Origin of the sequence: Sphingobacterium sp. SG20118 (assembly GCF_044740685.1) — a bacterium.
Taxonomy (GTDB): domain Bacteria; phylum Bacteroidota; class Bacteroidia; order Sphingobacteriales; family Sphingobacteriaceae; genus Sphingobacterium.
The window spans coordinates 2517540-2535292 of sequence record NZ_CP172826.1 but is presented as its reverse complement, the minus strand read 5'-3'; the positions used below and the strand labels follow the sequence as shown (position 1 = coordinate 2535292).

The 17753-nt window shown below is 37.4% G+C and carries 17 protein-coding genes and 1 pseudogene; 17 read left to right on the top strand and 1 reads right to left on the bottom strand.

Going from position 1 to position 17753, the window contains the following annotated elements:
• Positions 1-553: 553 nt before the first annotated feature.
• The 17 genes and pseudogenes from ACFX5U_RS11840 (at position 554) to msrB (ending at position 16773) form a co-directional block, all read left to right on the top strand.
• Complete coding sequence (locus tag ACFX5U_RS11840) at positions 554-1687, top strand: NAD(P)/FAD-dependent oxidoreductase (protein WP_400260800.1); 1134 nt, start codon at positions 554-556, stop codon at positions 1685-1687.
• On the top strand, positions 1678-2391 hold the full coding sequence (locus tag ACFX5U_RS11835) for a methyltransferase domain-containing protein (protein WP_400260799.1): 714 nt from the start codon (positions 1678-1680) through the stop codon (positions 2389-2391). Before ACFX5U_RS11840 ends, ACFX5U_RS11835 begins: the two co-directional genes overlap by 10 nt.
• Positions 2388-3440, top strand: a complete 1053-nt coding sequence (locus ACFX5U_RS11830) for a type III polyketide synthase (RefSeq protein ID WP_038698682.1) — start codon at positions 2388-2390, stop codon at positions 3438-3440. Before ACFX5U_RS11835 ends, ACFX5U_RS11830 begins: the two co-directional genes overlap by 4 nt.
• A 19-nt stretch (positions 3441-3459) precedes the next feature.
• Complete coding sequence (locus ACFX5U_RS11825) at positions 3460-3897, top strand: 3-hydroxyacyl-ACP dehydratase FabZ family protein (protein WP_400260798.1); 438 nt, start codon at positions 3460-3462, stop codon at positions 3895-3897.
• Complete coding sequence (locus tag ACFX5U_RS11820; RefSeq protein ID WP_400260797.1) at positions 3894-5165, top strand: beta-ketoacyl-[acyl-carrier-protein] synthase family protein; 1272 nt, start codon at positions 3894-3896, stop codon at positions 5163-5165. Before ACFX5U_RS11825 ends, ACFX5U_RS11820 begins: the two co-directional genes overlap by 4 nt.
• Positions 5166-5169: 4 nt before the next feature.
• Positions 5170-5424, top strand: coding sequence for an acyl carrier protein (locus tag ACFX5U_RS11815; RefSeq protein WP_400260796.1), 255 nt, complete (start codon positions 5170-5172; stop codon positions 5422-5424).
• Positions 5421-5927, top strand: coding sequence for a 4'-phosphopantetheinyl transferase superfamily protein (locus ACFX5U_RS11810; protein ID WP_400260795.1), 507 nt, complete (start codon positions 5421-5423; stop codon positions 5925-5927). Before ACFX5U_RS11815 ends, ACFX5U_RS11810 begins: the two co-directional genes overlap by 4 nt.
• A 245-nt stretch (positions 5928-6172) precedes the next feature.
• Positions 6173-6772, top strand: a complete 600-nt coding sequence (locus ACFX5U_RS11805; RefSeq protein ID WP_280567320.1) for an RNA polymerase sigma-70 factor — start codon at positions 6173-6175, stop codon at positions 6770-6772.
• Between the two features lie 64 nt (positions 6773-6836).
• Complete coding sequence (locus ACFX5U_RS11800) at positions 6837-7700, top strand: FecR family protein (RefSeq protein ID WP_400260794.1); 864 nt, start codon at positions 6837-6839, stop codon at positions 7698-7700.
• A gap of 28 nt (positions 7701-7728) precedes the next feature.
• Entirely contained in the window at positions 7729-8040 is a 312-nt protein-coding gene (locus ACFX5U_RS11795; RefSeq protein WP_400263589.1) for a FecR domain-containing protein, read from the top strand.
• A gap of 112 nt (positions 8041-8152) precedes the next feature.
• Positions 8153-8974: a carboxypeptidase-like regulatory domain-containing protein gene (locus ACFX5U_RS11790; protein WP_400260793.1), complete on the top strand. Its 822-nt coding sequence runs from the start codon at positions 8153-8155 to the stop codon at positions 8972-8974.
• Positions 8949-11459, top strand: a complete 2511-nt coding sequence (locus ACFX5U_RS11785; protein WP_400260792.1) for a SusC/RagA family TonB-linked outer membrane protein — start codon at positions 8949-8951, stop codon at positions 11457-11459. The genes ACFX5U_RS11790 and ACFX5U_RS11785 overlap by 26 nt, the downstream gene beginning before the upstream one ends.
• 12 nt (positions 11460-11471) lie before the next feature.
• A complete protein-coding gene (locus tag ACFX5U_RS11780) occupies positions 11472-12986 on the top strand; it encodes a RagB/SusD family nutrient uptake outer membrane protein (RefSeq protein WP_038698670.1) in 1515 nt (504 codons plus the stop codon).
• Positions 12987-13004: 18 nt separating this feature from the next.
• Positions 13005-14327, top strand: a complete 1323-nt coding sequence (locus ACFX5U_RS11775; RefSeq protein ID WP_280567332.1) for a Gfo/Idh/MocA family oxidoreductase — start codon at positions 13005-13007, stop codon at positions 14325-14327.
• A gap of 5 nt (positions 14328-14332) precedes the next feature.
• On the top strand, positions 14333-15247 hold the full coding sequence (locus tag ACFX5U_RS11770; protein WP_400260791.1) for a sugar phosphate isomerase/epimerase family protein: 915 nt from the start codon (positions 14333-14335) through the stop codon (positions 15245-15247).
• 431 nt (positions 15248-15678) lie between these two features.
• A pseudogene (msrA, locus tag ACFX5U_RS11765) lies at positions 15679-16251 on the top strand (peptide-methionine (S)-S-oxide reductase MsrA); the annotation flags it as partial.
• 24 nt (positions 16252-16275) lie between these two features.
• A complete protein-coding gene (msrB, locus tag ACFX5U_RS11760; protein ID WP_400263588.1) occupies positions 16276-16773 on the top strand; it encodes a peptide-methionine (R)-S-oxide reductase MsrB in 498 nt (165 codons plus the stop codon).
• A 146-nt stretch (positions 16774-16919) separates the two neighbouring features.
• On the opposite strand, the gene ACFX5U_RS11755 is transcribed toward msrB, so the two are convergent.
• Positions 16920-17744 carry an ATP-binding protein gene (locus ACFX5U_RS11755; RefSeq protein ID WP_400260790.1) on the bottom strand — a complete coding sequence of 275 codons (825 nt, stop codon included), beginning with the start codon at positions 17742-17744 and terminating at the stop codon, positions 16920-16922.
• Between the last annotated feature and the right edge of the window lie 9 nt (positions 17745-17753).

The window sequence follows — 17753 nt, the reverse complement described above, 5'->3', positions numbered from 1 at the left end:
CTATTGTACATGTATAACCACTGCTTGGTATCAGTAAGAAACCCATGCAGAATATTAGGACAAAAACAATATATATACTCAAATTCTTCAACAACACAAATTTAAAAATTAATTGTACTGTTTAAACTTTTTATGGTAATTTTTCATTCATATGACACTTCTAATCTTAAATAACATGGTGCATTTCAAGATAGAAAAATGAAGGTTTTTATGATGCAGATTTGATATTCATATTTGTATATAGGTTCTGCAGCGATTATATGAAGCACTTTACCTAATAATATATCTTTTAAGAATCTATTGCGTTACAAGAATAGTAAATCAATGCATGGTGTTAAATGAAATTTTAAATGACTTTGAGCGTATAACAAGGCTACCTGTGCGATGGGTTATCAAGCTAAATGCAAACTAATATCAGAATCTTTTGTTCTTAAATACATAAGTTTCTTAGTAGAGTGGCACCACTTTTATGTAAAAAATAATATTAATAAAATAATATTGTAGTCTTATCAAATGTGTGAAACTTCATTTTTTTATATTTAAATTGCTGTATATGGAAAGAAATCCTGATGTGGTTATTATTGGAGGTGGACTTGCTGGTTTAACAGCAGCACTACATTTATCCAAGGAAGGATTGAAGGTTACTTTAGTGGAAAAAAATGCGTATCCCCGACATAAAGTGTGTGGCGAATATGTTTCTAATGAAATCTTACCCTACCTACAGTGGCTTGGTGTAGATGTTTTAGAAATACACCCAACAAAGATTACCGACCTTGAGTTTACGACAGCAAGAGGTAAGCATGTGAAAGCACGATTACCACTAGGCGGTTTTGGTATCAGTCGCTATTCATTCGATAATTTTCTATACCAAAAAGCAATATTAAATGGCTGTACAATCATCACGGAAACTGTCACAGCAGTCTCTTTTACTGGAGAAACCTTTACGGTCTCATGCCAAAACCAAGTTTTAATAACAAAGATCGTATTGGGTGCCTACGGAAAACGTGCGCATATCGATCAAATACTTGCACGTGATTTTATTCGTAAATCGGCGCCATGGTTGGCTGTAAAAGCTCATTATTCGGGTAATTTTCCTAATGATGTCGTAGCGCTACATAATTTTGATGGTGGATATTGTGGCATTTCCAAAGTTGAAAACGATAGGATAAACGTATGCTACCTCGCTGATGTGAATACTTTTAAGAAATATAAGAATATCGTAGATTATCAGGAGCATGTCCTATATAAAAATGCACACCTCAAATCTTTTTTTGAAAACAGCACCCTTCTCTTTGAAAAGCAAATTACGATAAGTCAAGTATCATTTGATAAAAAATCCACCATTGAAGATCATATACTCATGATAGGTGATACCGCTGGGCTTATTCATCCGCTTTGTGGCAATGGCATGGCGATGGCCATGCACGGTGCTAAAATAGCGTCAGAGCTAATATTAGATTACTATTCGGGTAAAATAACGTCTCGACAGGTACTAGAAAGTGCCTATGCACGGAAATGGAGTCAAAATTTTGGAAAAAGATTGTTTGTTGGCAGACTTTTAGCAAAAGCACTCCAATATGAAACCAGTACAGCCTTTTGCGTTAATTTAGCGACAAGATTTCCATCACTACTATCTTGGATAATCAAGCAAACTCACGGTAAACCAAAAGAAAATAAATGGGCCTAAATACCAAATTCAGAACAGATAAATCCGAAATCATGGATGATTTTTCGCTTGAGGGCGAAGAGTTAATCGAAGCATTGGATAAAATAGCACGTATCAACCAGCTTCTTGGAGGTAATAGTCTTACGTTGAATGGTGTCAAGAAATTATTGGCAAGAGTTGATATTACCAAGCCGATAACGATTGTGGATATTGGTTGTGGCAATGGTGATATGCTCCGTATGTTGGCTGATTACGCTTGTAAAAACAACATCGATCTTAAAATGTTCGGTGTAGATGCCAATTCCTGTACGATACAATATGCACAATCATTATCTAAAGATTATCCCAACATAACTTATATCTGTGACGATATTTTTGGAGACGACTTCAAAACCATGAAATATGATATAGTGTTATGTACCCTTACCCTACATCATTTTACAAATGAAAAAATACTCGATTTAATCGCTATCTTTAATCAGAACGCTAATCTGGGAATAGTTATAAACGACCTGCAGCGCAGTAAAGTCGCTTATAGATTATTTGAGGTCATCTGTTTTCTTTTTGGTTTAAATAGGATGTTGAGAGAGGATGGACTTATATCGATATTGAGGGGATTTAAGAAAAGCGAGTTGGAAAGTTTTTCCAATATATTAAATTTAAAATCTTATACCATCCAGTGGAAATGGGCCTTTCGTTACCAATGGATAATAGCTAAAATATGAATGTAAAGATAGTAACAGTTGCCAAGCAACTACCGAAATATTCATGCAGTACAACAGATGTAATTCCCATGTTGGACACTTGGCTGGATGGACAAGACATACGTTTTATAAAAAAAGTAAAAAAGATATTTGAAGGTGCCGCTGTAAATAGGCGGTATTCTATCCTAGACCCAGTTGAAGTTTTTACGGCTACTTCATTTGAAGAGAAAAATAATATTTACTGCAGGGAAGCTATTATTTTAGGCGAGCAGGTGCTTGAAAAAGCACTCAGTAAGGCCGGTTGGGAACCACAATCTCTTGATTATATCATCACCGTAAGTTGTACAGGCATTATGATACCATCATTAGATGCTTACTTGATTAATAAGATGAATCTGAGGCAAGATATCGTCAGGCTACCTGTTACCGAAATGGGCTGTGTCGCAGGGATATCAGGAATCATTTATGCTAAAAATTTCCTTAAGTCCAATCCTGGTAAACGTGCTGCTGTTATCGCTGTAGAAGCTCCGACGGCAACATTTCAGTTGGATGACTTTTCGATGCCCAATATGGTCAGTGCCGCTATCTTTGGAGACGGGGCTGCCTGCTGCTTACTATCATCTTATGAAGACGATCAAGGACCAGCTATACTCGATGAGCAGATGTATCACTTTTATGATGCGGAACACATTATGGGGTTTAAGCTTACTAATGGTGGTCTGCAAATGATACTTGATATTGGTGTTCCTGATACCATTGCCGAGCATTTTGGAACCATCATACATCCATTTCTTCAAAAAAATAACTTAGGTATTCAAGATATAAACCATATGATTTTCCATCCTGGAGGTAAAAAAATAGTCCTCACCGTAGAAAAACTATTTTCCGAATTCGAGAAAAATATAGACGACACGAAAGAGGTGTTGTTGCAATATGGCAATATGTCCAGTGCTACAGTTCTTTATGTCCTAGAACGTGTTATGGATCGTCAACCCCAGCCGGGAGAATTAGGTCTTATGCTGAGTTTTGGACCAGGATTTTCAGCTCAACGCGTTTTATTACAATGGTAATTATGCTAAAAAACGAACCATGGAATTAAAGGATATTAGAGCACAATTGCCATACAGTAAACCTTTTTTATTCGTAGACGAACTCCTTCATGTGGATGAAAATGGTATCATAGGCACCTATACTTTTGCTGAAAATCTTGAATTTTACAAAGGCTATTTTAAAAATAATCCGATTACCCCGGGAGTGATCTTAACAGAGACCATGGCACAGATAGGTCTGGTCAGTCTGGGAATTTTCCTACTCCAAAATGAGCCAACAGAAGAGGCTATCATTGTCTTTACCTCTGCCGATATGCAGTTTTTAAAACCAGTATATCCAAAAGAAAAAGTTACGGTAACTTCTCGAAAAATATTTTTCAGATTTGGTAAACTCAAGTGCGATGTCGTTATGAAAAATGAAACAGGACAGGAGGTGTGTAAAGGCATTTTAGCAGGCATAATAACCAGTAAGCTATGAACAGAGTTGTCATAACAGGATTGGGGGTCGTAGCTCCCAATGGTGTTGGTGTAAAAGCATTCAACAAAGCTATTAAAAATGGCGTTTCAGGTATAAGACACGATCCACAATTGCAAGAACTGCAGTTCTCCTGCCAAATAGCAGGAAAGCCTCAAGTTACTGATGAACTGAAGTCGGAGTATTTTACCGATCTCGAACTTCGGGGTTTCGACAGCACAGGGATACTGTATGGCGTTATTGCAGGGGTCGAAGCGTGGAAAGATGCGGGATTATCCATGACAAAAAATGAAGAACCCGATTGGGATAGTGGTGCCATTTTTGGCTCTGGCACATCAGGCATTGACAAATTTAGAGAAAGCATCTATAAAATAGACGCTCTGCAGACCCGTAGATTGGGTAGCACGGTAGTTGCTCAAACCATGAACAGTGGCATCAGTGCATATCTCGGGGGAAAATTAGGACTTGGGAATCAAGTAACTACCAATTCCTCGGCCTGTGCAACAGGTACCGAAGCTATTATGATGGCTTATGACCGAATTCGATTAGGTCAAGCAAAACGCATATTGGCGGGCAGTACTGGAGACAGTGGTCCTTACATCTGGGCTGGCTTTGATGCCCTCCGCGTATGCTGCTCAAGTTATAATGACCGACCAGAACAAGGATCTCGCCCTATGAGTGCAACATCCTCAGGTTTTGTTCCCGGTAGTGGGGCAGGAGCATTGATCATTGAAGATTTGGAAAGTGCCTTGCAGCGCGGCGCCACCATTTATGCCGAGATATTAGGTGGTCATGTCAACTCGGGAGGGCAGCGCGGTACGGGTAGCATGACCGCTCCTAACAGTATTGCAGTCCAACGATGCATTATCGAGGCACTTAAAAATGCAGGTATCACAGGAAATGATGTTGATGCCATAAATGGCCATCTTACTGCAACAGTAAAAGATAGTCTCGAAATCGAAAACTGGACTAAAGCACTGGGACGGCGTGGAGTGTCATTCCCCTATATTAATTCCTTAAAAGGCATGACGGGGCACTGTCTAAGTGCAGCCGGAAGTATAGAGAGTGTGGCTTCTGTCCTGCAGCTGCATGAAGGGTTCCTATTTGGCAATAAAAATTGCATTGATTTGCAGCAAGAGATCACAACACTGATAGCGCCTTCAAAAATACCATTAAAAACATTTAATTTAAATCTAGATATCATAGCCAAAGCAAGCTTTGGATTTGGCGATGTAAATGCCTGTATAATATTTAAAAAATTTAAAAACTAATCTTATGAATAGAGAACACCTTATCGCGAAGTTAAAAGATATTATAAAGCCTTATACCACAAATGATGAAGCTCTTGAGAACCTTACTGAAGATACCGACTTTATCCATGACCTGAATGTCAATTCGGCCAATCTTGTAGATATCGTATTGGATATTGAAGAAAGTTTTGATGTGAATATTGACAATGCTGATATGGAGCGCATGCTTAATGTAAGATCTGCCGTTGAGATTATTGAAACCAAACTTGCTGAAAAATGATCGGTAATGATGTTGTAGATATCTGTCAATCTCGGCTAGATAGTAACTGGCAGCGTAAGGGATTTATACAAAAATTATTCGCAGATGAGGAACAATTGCTAATAGCAAATAATCTGGATACCGAAATGATCATATGGTTATTATGGAGCATGAAAGAAGCAGCTTATAAAATATGGAATAGGCAAACAAAAATTAGGGAATATATTCCTAGAAAACTGGTATGTACATTACTGACACAAAACAGCCATAGCGCCACAGGGCAAGTTGTTTGTTGTGGTAATATCTATCATACAAAGTCTAGCCTATCAAAAGAATTTCTACATACGATTGCCGTGATTGACTTTCAAGCACTTGAGCATGTCATTGAAATCGACAGCAAAAGTATGCTAAAATATGAGAATGGTATTCCCTACCTGATTACAGAAGACCAATGGAGGCCGGTTTCAGTTAGTAATCATGGTCGCTTTGAAAAAGTGGTAACCATTAAAGCACATGACTGGTAATTTATCTGAATTGTTTTTTATATATAACACACCTAATTGATTCTTTTATATTTAAATACCATAAATAAGTATTTCGAAACAGGTGATTTCAACGACAAGTTATTACGCTATAAATGGTAATCTTAACGATAGAAATTCGATATTAATAATAATGAATAATATCAAAATCTATTATGTTTGATTTGCGAGAATATTCCTATATTTGGTTATAACCAATTACTTTTTAGAGATATATTCCTTTGCACGTGGAAGAATTGAAAAATCAGACAGATGAAAAACAATTGTTGCTGCTTTTAAAGAACGGCAATTATAAGGCATTTCAGTGTATATATCAATTATATAGTTTACGGTTATTGGGCCGTATTATCCGATTGGTGAAAACTGAGGAGATTGCCGAAGAAATTCTACAAGAACTTTTCACACGTGTTTGGACAATTAGAGAACGCATAGATCCTGATCGTTCCTTTAAATCTTTCCTTTTTTTAGTAGCACAGAATCTCGTGTGTGACCATTTTCGACGCATTGCTTTAGATCAAAAACATCGTCAAGATTTTATTGCAAACAACGTTGAAAATTATATGCATATCGAAGAAGATCTTTTATATAAACAAGCTGAGCAGAGCTTAATGTATGCTATAGACAAACTACCTACACAATGCCAAAAGGTATTCAGGTTATATAAGATTGAAGGTAAAAGCTATGAAGAGATAAGCCATCTATTAAACATAAGCAAGTCAACCGTTAATAATCATTTAACGAAAGCCAATACCATATTGAGGCATGAATTACCTTTTTATAAGACCAATATCATACTGGTTTGTTTATTTCTTTCTAAAATCTTATAATTTTTCATTTTGAAGTAGGTACTTATTGATCGTTGTCCGTATTAGCTTATAAAACCATTATAAGTTGAAAGCTAACGAAGGATTTAACGCTATATTTAATAAGTATCTTGAAGGTGTTGCAACCCAACAAGAGCTGCAGTTGTTGATGGATTATTTTCAACAAAAAGATTGTATTGGGTTTAGCAAACGTATTTTAGAAGAATTTTCAAAAGAGGAATTAGATGAATATCCATCGCACTATCAAGCTATAGCTGATCGTGTCCAAGTAAGGTTGGATCATTTACATGGCAATAGTGTAAACTGTAATCCAAAAATTTCATTGAAGAGGTCATTCAATCTTTTCACACTTCTAAAAAAACCAATTGCAGTAGCAGCAACGGTACTGGCCTTTGGCATTTTTAGTACCTATCTCATTCATGAAAATTATGAAGCTGATCATGGAAAGCACTCCGCTTTAGAGGATGTTATTTTGCCCAGCCATAATAAAGCATGCATACTATTTGAAGACGGGGTTACGTATTCTTTATCAGATTTAGATGCTAAGCTGTTAGCAAAAAGAGGTATACAGGTTACTGTCACTACCGAAGGTGATACTGTATTTAACATTATAGAAGCCCCACTGGGACTTGAGCAGCGTCAAACATTTTATTCTCCCAAAGGATCAATGTCTCGCTTGGTTTTAGTTGATGGTACCCAGGTTTGGCTTAATTCCGGTTCAACAATCAGTTATCCCACTCGGTTTACAGAAAGCAATAGAGAAGTTACCATCGATGGCGAGGTTTATTTTGATGTAACACACAATGCATTAAAACCTTTTGTCGTAACAGCAAAATCCACTCAGGTGAATGTATTGGGTACCAAATTTAATGTAGCGACCAATTTAGCCAATGATAATGTGCTAACCACGTTGGTAGAAGGTTTCTGTTGAAGTAAAGGTCAGGAGAAACAAGCTTTTAATAAATCCGGGTACCCAGGCGATAACAAATCAGAAAACTGGGATTATCAGCAGTCAGTATGTTCATGTTCATGACGTAATTGCTTGGAAAGACGGAAAATTTAAATTTAGAGAAGATGATATTTATACTGTTTTAGAGAAGATCCAAACTTGGTATAATATCAAAGACTATGAAATAGAGGAGTCCACTCATGATCGATTTAGTGGTACCATAGTACGTACTAAAAAATTGTCCGATCTCCTAAACCAACTTGAAAAAATTTCCAATTACAGATTTAATATTAGAGAAGGGAGGGTCTATGTTATGAAATAAAAAGAGTAAAAAATAAAAATGGAAGTCCGCTCAATACTTTCAAATTGAATGTTTCGTGATATTATTTAATAATGACCTAAAAAATAAACTTTTATCAACAAACGCTAACCTTATGTATAAATTCTATTTTAATATTCGTGTATCCGCACGGAGATCCACGATTATGGGTTTTGTTACCGTAACAATAATTACCTTTTTCCTACTGGTAATGGTTATTCAGGTAAATGCTTCCACCTTCGAGCAAAAAGTATCTCTAAATTTTAAAAATGCATCATTAGGTGTTGTTTTAGAAGAGATTCAAAAACAAACGGGTTTAGACCTTCTGTATAATAGTACATTAATCAATAAAAATAGTAAACGTGTCACCATCTATACCAAAGCAGTACCATTTCATGAAGCCTTGATTAAAGTGCTTTCAGGCAGTAAATTATCCTTTGAGATCGATAAAAATACGGTTCTCATCAAAGAGATAAAGAATACGCATCATATGGTTTCCTATAGTGCAAATTTAGGAGTAAAATCTAATCAACAAAAAGTGATTACTGGACGTATCGTAGATTTGGAGAATTTGCCTATGCCCGGTGTCAGTGTAGTGGTAAAAGGGACAGCAATAGGTACTTCAACAGATAATGAAGGTCATTATACCCTTCAAGTTCCTGAACAAGGGCAAACTTTACTCTTTTCAATTGTGGGTTATAAGAGTCAGGAAATTACCATTGGAACTCAGACGCGTATTGATGTGGCGTTGGAATCCGATGTCGATAATTTAGAAGAGGTGGTTGTCGTTGGTTATTCTTCTCAGAAGATGAAATACTTATCAAGTGCCATTAGTAATCTTTCTGCGCAAAAGCTAAAAGATGTAACCTCAAATGATTTGGGTAGTATGCTTCAGGGTAAAGCACCAGGGGTTGTTGTATCAAGCGGTTTCTGGTGACCCTTCAAGTGAACCGAAGATTCTAATCAGGGGGGCGGGTACAATTTCTGCCAGTACAGCACCACTTGTTGTCGTCGATGGCAATATTGGCGGTAGTTACAATGCTGCAGATATCGAATCTGTTTCAATATTGAGGGATGTAGCAGCTACAGGATTATACGGTTCTCGAGCAGCAAATGGAGTAATCATTGTCAACACCAAAATGGGCAGACCCGGTAAGACACAGATTGAATTTAATAATTCAGTTGGATTTACCAATCCAACAACGGGTAATTTTCGTTTGATGAATTCGCAAGAGCTTTATGACTATCAAAAAACCTTTTATAATCGTGCGCCAAGTGTATTGGATAATAATACCGATTGGTGGGGCCAAGCGTTTGGAACTGGACATATCAATACCGATAACCTATCGATTTCAGGTGGTTCTGAAAAAGTACAATATTATACATCTGCAGTATATTATCGAGAAACAGGAACATTAAAAGGTACCGGCCAAGAAGTTTTTAATTTCCGTAATAATATGAATGCTCAAATCAATGACCGACTCAAAGTATCCGTATTCATTAACGGTACGGTAAACAAGAATAAATTAGAGCATAGTGAAACTAAATATGGCGCCTACATAAATCTTCCCTTTGATCCTGCTTATGATAGTAACGGCGAACCGATTGATGCCCGTTTTGATCCGAATTGGTTAGGAAGAGAAAAAGACAATTATTTACACTCTTTGCAATATAACTATAACAAAAATGACAATTGGGTCGTTGCAGGGGATTTGAATTTAGATTATAAACTAAGTAGTAAGATTACATTATCAAGTTACAATCGGGTACAGGTTTCAAATGGTAAATCAGCTCGATATTTTGACAGACGTACAAAACCCGGAGGAGCCAATATTGGCGAATTGTATAATGGAACAACAAATTCAAACCGTTTTTTAACGTCCAATCGTATTCGTTATGTTGAAGAATTTGGTTTACATAACCTAGCCTTATTAGGGGCTGCTGAAGTAGAGACCACTACATCGGGATGGTTAGATGTATCCGGTAAAGGATTGCCAGCAGGTCGAGATGTGATGTCAGTTGCTACAGGAGTCTTGACGAATCCAAATGGTGCTACAGACCAAGTTGGATTTAGAAAATACCTGGCACAAGCAGATTATAATTATGACAATAAGTATTTTTTGATTGGATCTTTTGTGAATGAATTTTCATCAAAATTTGGAAGAAATAATCCTACAGCCAATTTTGCTCAGTTTGGAGCTTCTTGGTTGATGAGTGGAGAAGAATTTTTGAAAGATAACCAGACGTTAACATTTGCTAAAATAAGGGCGAGTTATGGAACTGTAGGTAATGCAGATGGTATTTCAAATTATGCAGCTTTAGGATTATATAGCATCACACAAGATGCCAGTTATAGTGGTTTACCAGGTGCGGCTCCTTTCCAAAAAGGAAATCCAGATTTGACTTGGGAGAAAATCAGATCTGCTAATCTAGGTATTGATGCTTCCCTTTGGAATCGTGTTGCTATTAGTGTCGATGTGTATGATAAGAAATCCAGCGAATTGTTATATCGGAAACCTTTAGCAGCTACTACTGGCTATAGTTATGTATGGGTAAATGCAGGATCTGTTCAAAACAGAGGTATAGAATTTAATATTACATCCCAGAATATTCAAAAACCAAATTTTTCTTGGGAGACAAGCTTTAATATGTCTTTTAATAAAAATAAAGTACTCGAATTGAGTGATGGTTCTGCAGTATTTAACGCTGGTGCTCGACAACCAATTGCCGTAGGATATGATATGGATGCATTTAACCTTCCAATTTGGGCAGGAGTAGATCCTAAGAATGGTGATCCACTTTGGGAAAAAGTAACGCTTGATGCCAATGGGACAAAAACGATCACAAAAACCAGTGTCTATAGTGAAGCCGCTACTTCAGACTCTCGTCAATTTACAGGCACATCCGCAGCTCCTAAATTTACAGGAGGTCTAAGTAATAACTTTAGATATAAAGACTTTACACTATCGGCATTCTTCAATTTCGTATATGGCAATTACGTCTATAATGAAACCCGTGTTTCATTTGATAATGATGGTCTATACGAAGCTTTCAACTCTATGGTTTTGGCGAAAGGATGGACCCGATGGGAAAAAGAAGGAGATATTGCTACCCACCCCAAACCAATTGTTGGTGGGAATAAAGATTCAAATCAAGGCTCATCCAGGTATTTAGAGGACGGAAGTTACATTCGATTGAGAAATATCAGAGCGGGCTATAATCTACCTGAAACCCTGTTGAGCAAAATTGGTTTTTCTCGTGTGCATGTATTTGTAAGTGCCGACAATCTATGGACAGCCACGAAATTTTCAGGACCTGATCCAGAAGTTACACTAAGTCAGCAAGATCAAGTGTCTGGTCTATCCAGTTTTAAATATCCAATTAGTAAAAAAATTGTTTTCGGTCTTAATTTAACATTCTAACTCAATTTCAAGATGAAACTAACGTTATTTTATACCCCCTTGATCGCTATAGCATTAGCAGTGTCACTTTATTCTTGTCAGAAATACTATGATCCGACAGAATTTATCAATGAAGAAGGTGCCTTAAAAAATGAAGCCGACGTAGGAACCACCACAATTGGGACTTATGCTGTTTTAAAAAATGCCGCTTATGTACGCAGTGGACATTTCTTAATGGAATATCCTGGAGATGCGGTTGCACAAGGACAATCCTCCGGTGATGACCTGACCAAAGCATACCGCTATACCCATATTAATACTTCAGAACATTGCAGTAATTTTTGGTCACAGGCTTACAAGGTCGTTGCTGCAGCTAACAAAATTATTGCATTTGTTCCAGATGATGCCGGAGCAGGTCTATTGCAGCTAAAGGGTGAAAATCTTTATTTAAGGGCCATGATGCATTTCAACTTGGTTCGTATTTTTGGACGCCCGTATCCGCAAAATAAGGGCGCAAATCTAGGTGTCCCCATTTTAAGAGAAGGGTTGTCAGATGAAGAGTCTGCTTCTCTAACACGAAGTCAAGTAAAAGAAGTTTATGATTTTGTCATTAGCGATTTGCTTAAAGCAGCAGAATTAATGACCGAAGATAAAAGTAACTCTTTTGCATCCAAAGAGGTTGCCTATGCCTTATTATCACGCGTATACTTGTATAAAGAAGACAATATCAATGCGATTAAGTATGCTAATCTCGTCATCAATTCAAATCGTTATTCACTTTTGCAAGGGAACGAATATGCCGGTTATTTTCAGTCCTTACCGGATAACAACCGGGAGACCATTTTTTGTATTAGGCATACCAAGGTTGAAGATCGTAACATGTCCTCTATTGGTTCAATGTATTTTAGTGGAGATGTTTCTGGGAAACCTTTAGGGCAGGGGGTTAGTGGTTGGGCAGAAATCTACGCTTCTAAAAAGTATTATGATTTTGTGGGGCAACATCCACATGATTTGAGGAATGGGTTTATCACACCTTATATTGAAAACGGTGTTTTGCAGTATAACCAAAAGTTGACACCTACGACACCGATGTATTACGTCAATAAGTACTCACGCCAAGAAGGGCAGATTAATTTAAGTTCACCTGTTTATTTGCGACTTGGTGAAATATATCTGATCAGGGCAGAAGCAGAAGCCAAAGTAGGAAATGATGCTGCTGCATTAGCAGATGTCAATTTATTACGTCAACGTGCAGGCTTAGCAGGTAATGAGCTCTACAATGCTAGTCAGGTACAAGCTTCTGGAAAAACTATGCTCGATATTGTCTTAGAAGAACGCTTTTTGGAGTTAGCATTTGAAGGACATAGAGCCTATGATCTTTTCCGAAACAACCTGCCTATGGAACGCAATTATCCTGGTACACATTCATTAAACAATACGCCTACTACAGATATCCATCAAATAGTTCGTGCTAATGACAATCGTGTCGTTTTTTATATTCCACAAGCAGAGATTAATAGAAATAATAAATTAAACCAAAATCCTTAACAAAATTATATAACTATTATGAGTTTTTCTAGAAGAAAATTTTTAAGTGCAGTTGGTCTAACGACCGTTGCAGGAGTAGTTGCAGCGAATACATCCATGGCGTCGACTAGCCTATGGTCCGTCAGTACAAAAACACTAAAAGTAGGTCTGATCGGTTGCGGTGGTAGAGGTACAGCAGCGGCTATGGAGGCACTTAATGCCGACCCTAACGTAGTTCTTCATGCTATGGCAGATGCTTTTGGCGACCATTTGGACGAGTCGTACAAGACTTTAAAAGAGAAGATGGGTGAAAAAATACAAGTGAAAAAAGAGCAACAATTTGTTGGTCTAGATGCTTACAAGAAATTATTATCTTCAGGCATTGATGTTGTTATATTGGCTTCACCGCCAGCATTCCGTCCAGCTCATTTGGAAGCATCTGTAGAGGCAGGGAAACACATCTTCTGCGAGAAACCATTTGCTGTGGATGCCCCAGGGTTAAGAAGAGTAATCGCAGCTTCGAAAAAAGCAAAAGATAAAAATTTAGCATTGGTTGCAGGATTTTGTTGGCGTTATCATCTTCCAAAGCGTCAAACCTTTGGAAAAGTATTGGATGGGCAAATTGGTCACGTAACATCAGCAGCGTGCACGTATGACACAGGTGAACTTTGGTATAAAGAAAGACAGCCGGAGTGGACAGATTTTGAATATCAATTAAGAAACTGGTTGTACTATAATTGGCTTTCAGGAGATCACATTATTGAGCAGGCTATCCATAGTATCGATATGTTACAATGGGCTATGGGTGATCGATTACCTGTAAGTGTTGTCGGTACAGGAGGCCGTCAGAAAAGAGTAGATCCCAAATTTGGCAATGTATATGATCATTTTGCAGTCGTATTTGAGTATGATGATGGCACAAAAGGTTATTTCTCGAGTAGACAACAGAATAATACGGCACCTTCCTATGCTGTGGAGCTCATTGGGAAAGATGGGAAATGTATTGTAGACTGTCGAACAGGCGAACACCTTATTACAGGAGCAAATCCTTGGAAATATGATGATGAAACTAAGTTTACGGATGAAAATGCCTATAAAAAATCAAATTCAAGGAGCATGTATCAGCAAGAGCACGATGAGCTTTTTGCTTCTATTCGCAATAATAAGCCTAAAAACGATGGGGACTGGATGGTGAAATCCAATCTTGTCGCATTGGCCGGACGTATGGCTGCTTATACAGGTCAAAAGGTAAACCTTCAGGATGCATTAGCATCTAACGAGCTATTATTTCCAGAGCAGGTCTCATGGGATTTAAAATATGATATACCAGTATCAATTCCAGGTATTAACACAACAATTTAAGAGCAATGGATCGAAAAGGATTTATAAAATCAGCTGCCCTTGTTGCTGGAGCAGCAGCGGCCTTCCCAATATTTAACACATCAGCAAGTAAGCTACCAATTACGAGTATGAATGCTAAATGGTTGAAAAAAGGTGTTGGTTATGATATGATTAAAGGAGAACTTTCTTTGGTCGACAAGTTCAAATTGATTAAAGACTTAGGATTTGATGGTATCGAGTTCAATAGTCCTGTCAATTTTAGCATCAAGGAATTGTTGCATGCAAAGTCAGCAACTGGAATCGAAATTCCAAGTCTTGTCAATAAGGATCATTGGTCCAAACCTTTATCTGATCCCGATGCGTCAGTGCGACAGTTCATAATTGGTTCTGTTGCTAAGTCATTGCAAGAAGTAAAGGAATTAGGTGGAGATACGTTACTTGTAGTGCCAGGAGTTGTCAATGAGAAGGTTTCTTATGGCACTGCATATAAAAATGCACTAGATTCAGTTCGAAAATTGATTCCATATGTCGAGAAAACGGGAGTCCGGATTGGGTTGGAAAATGTTTGGAATAATTTTATATTGAGCCCGATAGAGGCAAAGATGTTTATCGACGAAATCGATCACCCGCTAATAGGTTGGTACTTCGACATCGGTAATGTACTTCGATACGGTTGGCCCGAACATTGGATTGAGGTGTTGAATAAAAAAATATTTAAGCTACATGCCAAAGAGTTTAGTCGGGTCAAAATGAATGATGAAGGATTAAGAAACGGTTTTAATGTAGAACTGCTCGAAGGAGATATTGACTGGCCAGTTGTTATGAAAACACTTAAAGAAGTGGATTATAAAGGAGGGTGGTTGACTGTTGAGTTAGGAGGTGGTGATCGCGATTACCTTAAAAAAATATCCAATCAAATGGACACTATTTTAAGCTATTAAATGGGCGCTACTTAAAGAAAGCAATCATACTTGATGCCTCTTTAAATCAGTGTCTTACAATTAGGGAATGATCAATTCAGTAGCCTGCAAATGAACAAGCTATCTAATTGATCATTTCTTTTTTGTAATAATCATTCATTCGGTTGTTCACGCTGATTCATCTTGGATAAATGAAGATGAATTTGTACCAAGTAAATACCTCCGAACTCTCCAAAGAGTGTTTATTTATTGTCAAATTTGAACCGTATACATGAATTATGGCACAGAACTTACCAAAACGACATGCAGACGTTTACAGTATCTATCGTATTGAAAAATTTATTCCTTAACTTTACTTAAGCAGAATTGGAAGCTAAAAATATAAAAAATAACGGGGTATTAAGAAACAATAGGACCATTTTCTAGATTCTGTAAACGTTGAAAACAATACGATGAAAAAGATTATAATGGTATTAGTGAGCTGTATAGGTGGAGTTGTATTGACTGCTATGGGGTTTACGTTCATGAATAAAGGAAACGATTCAAAAACAGCTATAAAGATGGATGAAAATAAAATGACCAAAGAAATTTATTTTGCAGGGGGCTGCTTTTGGGGGACTGAGCATTTTTTTAAACAGGTGAGGGGTGTAACAGCTACCGAAGTGGGGTATGCGAATGGGACAGTTAAGAAGCCCTCTTACAAGGAGGTTTCTAAAGGGGTGACAGGAGCCGCCGAAACCGTAAAAGTAATCTATGATCCTGAAGTGATTGATTTGGATCTATTAATTGATCTTTACTTCAAAACGATCGACCCAACCTTGCTCAATCAGCAAGGAAATGACGTAGGGACCCAATACCGAACTGGTATTTTCTTTTCTGATCAAGCAGATGAAAGTTTAGTACGTCAAAAAGTTCAAGAATTGGGCAGCACTTATCATCAAAAGATTGTAGTCGAATTTGGGCCAATCCAGAGTTTCTATGATGCAGAAACATATCATCAGGATTATTTGGATAAAAATCCAGGTGGCTATTGCCACATTGGACCTGCTTTGTTTGAATTAGCAAAAAAGGCAAATCCTCCTAAAGAAAGTGAATATAAAAAGAAAGATAAGAACACACTAAAAAAAGAACTGACCGATATTCAATATGAGGTAACTCAGAAAAATGGAACAGAAAGAGCTTTTGAGAATGCATATTGGAACGAATTTAGGGAAGGTATTTATGTCGACGTCACTACGGGTGAACCCTTATTTGTTTCGACGGATAAGTTTGAATCGGATTGCGGATGGCCCAGTTTTTCAAAACCCATAAATGAAAAGACGGTAAAAGAACTTTCGGACAATTCTTATGGAATGCAACGTACGGAAGTAAGAAGCAAAACAGGAGATGCGCATTTAGGACATATTTTCAACGACGGACCTGCTGATAAAGGAGGCATGAGATATTGTATCAACAGTGCATCGTTAAAGTTTATTCCTAAAGCTGAAATGGACGCCAAAGGTTATGGTAAATTTATCTCCTTATTGAATAAGGAACCATCAAAATAAGTTGACACTGAAAAAAGGAAAACTGAATACTATTCCGCAGGTATAAATACCAAAGCCCAATCTTTTAAAATTGGGCTTTGGTATTAATTGCGCATGGCTCTTTTCGAGTACATGCACGCTCAATTAAGCTTGGATATTAGCATTAATTATTTCAACTGGTAAGCTGCAACACTCTTTTTGAAAAAAGTAGGAACATAGATTATTTTTGTGATAGGATCATAACCTATATCTGCCGTATTTTTCTTTTCTGCGCTACTGTCCAATAGTAATTCTGATTTTCCATTTGCATGTACATAATAGATATATCCTCCCCAGCATGAGTACACGAAGTCTCCATTGCCAATCGGTTCAATACCATCACCGCCACAGGGCATATCTGCTATTGTGGTTAATTCCTTCTTCTCATTTGCTTTTAATAATTGCTTATTTCCACCAGCAATGTAAAGGTCTTTACCTATTGCTTTCAACCCATTCACGCCATCAATATTTTCAAGGTATACGACATCTTTATTATTGATGATTTGATGGATTTTCTTCGTTCTAGAATCTGAGACATACACAACACCTTTATCACTTACCGTGATATCATTTAAAAATACAGATCCAGCAATAGGGATTTTACGGACCACTTTGCTCGATGGAATATCAATAACAACCACATCTGTTATATCGGCTGCATAAAGTATATTGCCATGTTTAGCAAGTCCTTTTGGTGAATTGAGCCCATTTATCCATTCCAGATCGATTACCTTTCCACTCAGATCTAATTTGCCGATACCACCAATGCCATCTTTCTCATCGGCGCTATTACCCATGATGGAAACATAGAGTATACCTGCCTTAGTATCTGGCAATACGGATTCGGGTAAGTTGATGATGCTATCAGTTTCCCATATTTTCTCCAATTTATGCTGTGCTTGGACCGATACGCCCAATACTAGCGCTAGGGATAGATTTAGTATTTTCTTCATAATTGCTTG

Bases quoted from the DNA above. Each gene is read 5' to 3' on its own strand.
- ACFX5U_RS11825 (WP_400260798.1), top strand. From the start codon at position 3,460: ATGGAATTAAAGGATATTAGAGCACAATTGCCATACAGTAAACCTTTT.
- ACFX5U_RS11840 (WP_400260800.1), top strand. From the start codon at position 554: ATGGAAAGAAATCCTGATGTGGTTATTATTGGAGGTGGACTTGCTGGT.
- ACFX5U_RS11790 (WP_400260793.1), top strand. From the start codon at position 8,153: ATGTATAAATTCTATTTTAATATTCGTGTATCCGCACGGAGATCCACG.
- ACFX5U_RS11835 (WP_400260799.1), top strand. From the start codon at position 1,678: ATGGGCCTAAATACCAAATTCAGAACAGATAAATCCGAAATCATGGAT.
- ACFX5U_RS11755 (WP_400260790.1), bottom strand. From the start codon at position 17,744: ATGAAGAAAATACTAAATCTATCCCTAGCGCTAGTATTGGGCGTATCG.
- ACFX5U_RS11770 (WP_400260791.1), top strand. From the start codon at position 14,333: ATGGATCGAAAAGGATTTATAAAATCAGCTGCCCTTGTTGCTGGAGCA.
- ACFX5U_RS11830 (WP_038698682.1), top strand. From the start codon at position 2,388: ATGAATGTAAAGATAGTAACAGTTGCCAAGCAACTACCGAAATATTCA.
- ACFX5U_RS11820 (WP_400260797.1), top strand. From the start codon at position 3,894: ATGAACAGAGTTGTCATAACAGGATTGGGGGTCGTAGCTCCCAATGGT.
- ACFX5U_RS11815 (WP_400260796.1), top strand. From the start codon at position 5,170: ATGAATAGAGAACACCTTATCGCGAAGTTAAAAGATATTATAAAGCCT.
- ACFX5U_RS11780 (WP_038698670.1), top strand. From the start codon at position 11,472: ATGAAACTAACGTTATTTTATACCCCCTTGATCGCTATAGCATTAGCA.
- ACFX5U_RS11810 (WP_400260795.1), top strand. From the start codon at position 5,421: ATGATCGGTAATGATGTTGTAGATATCTGTCAATCTCGGCTAGATAGT.
- ACFX5U_RS11775 (WP_280567332.1), top strand. From the start codon at position 13,005: ATGAGTTTTTCTAGAAGAAAATTTTTAAGTGCAGTTGGTCTAACGACC.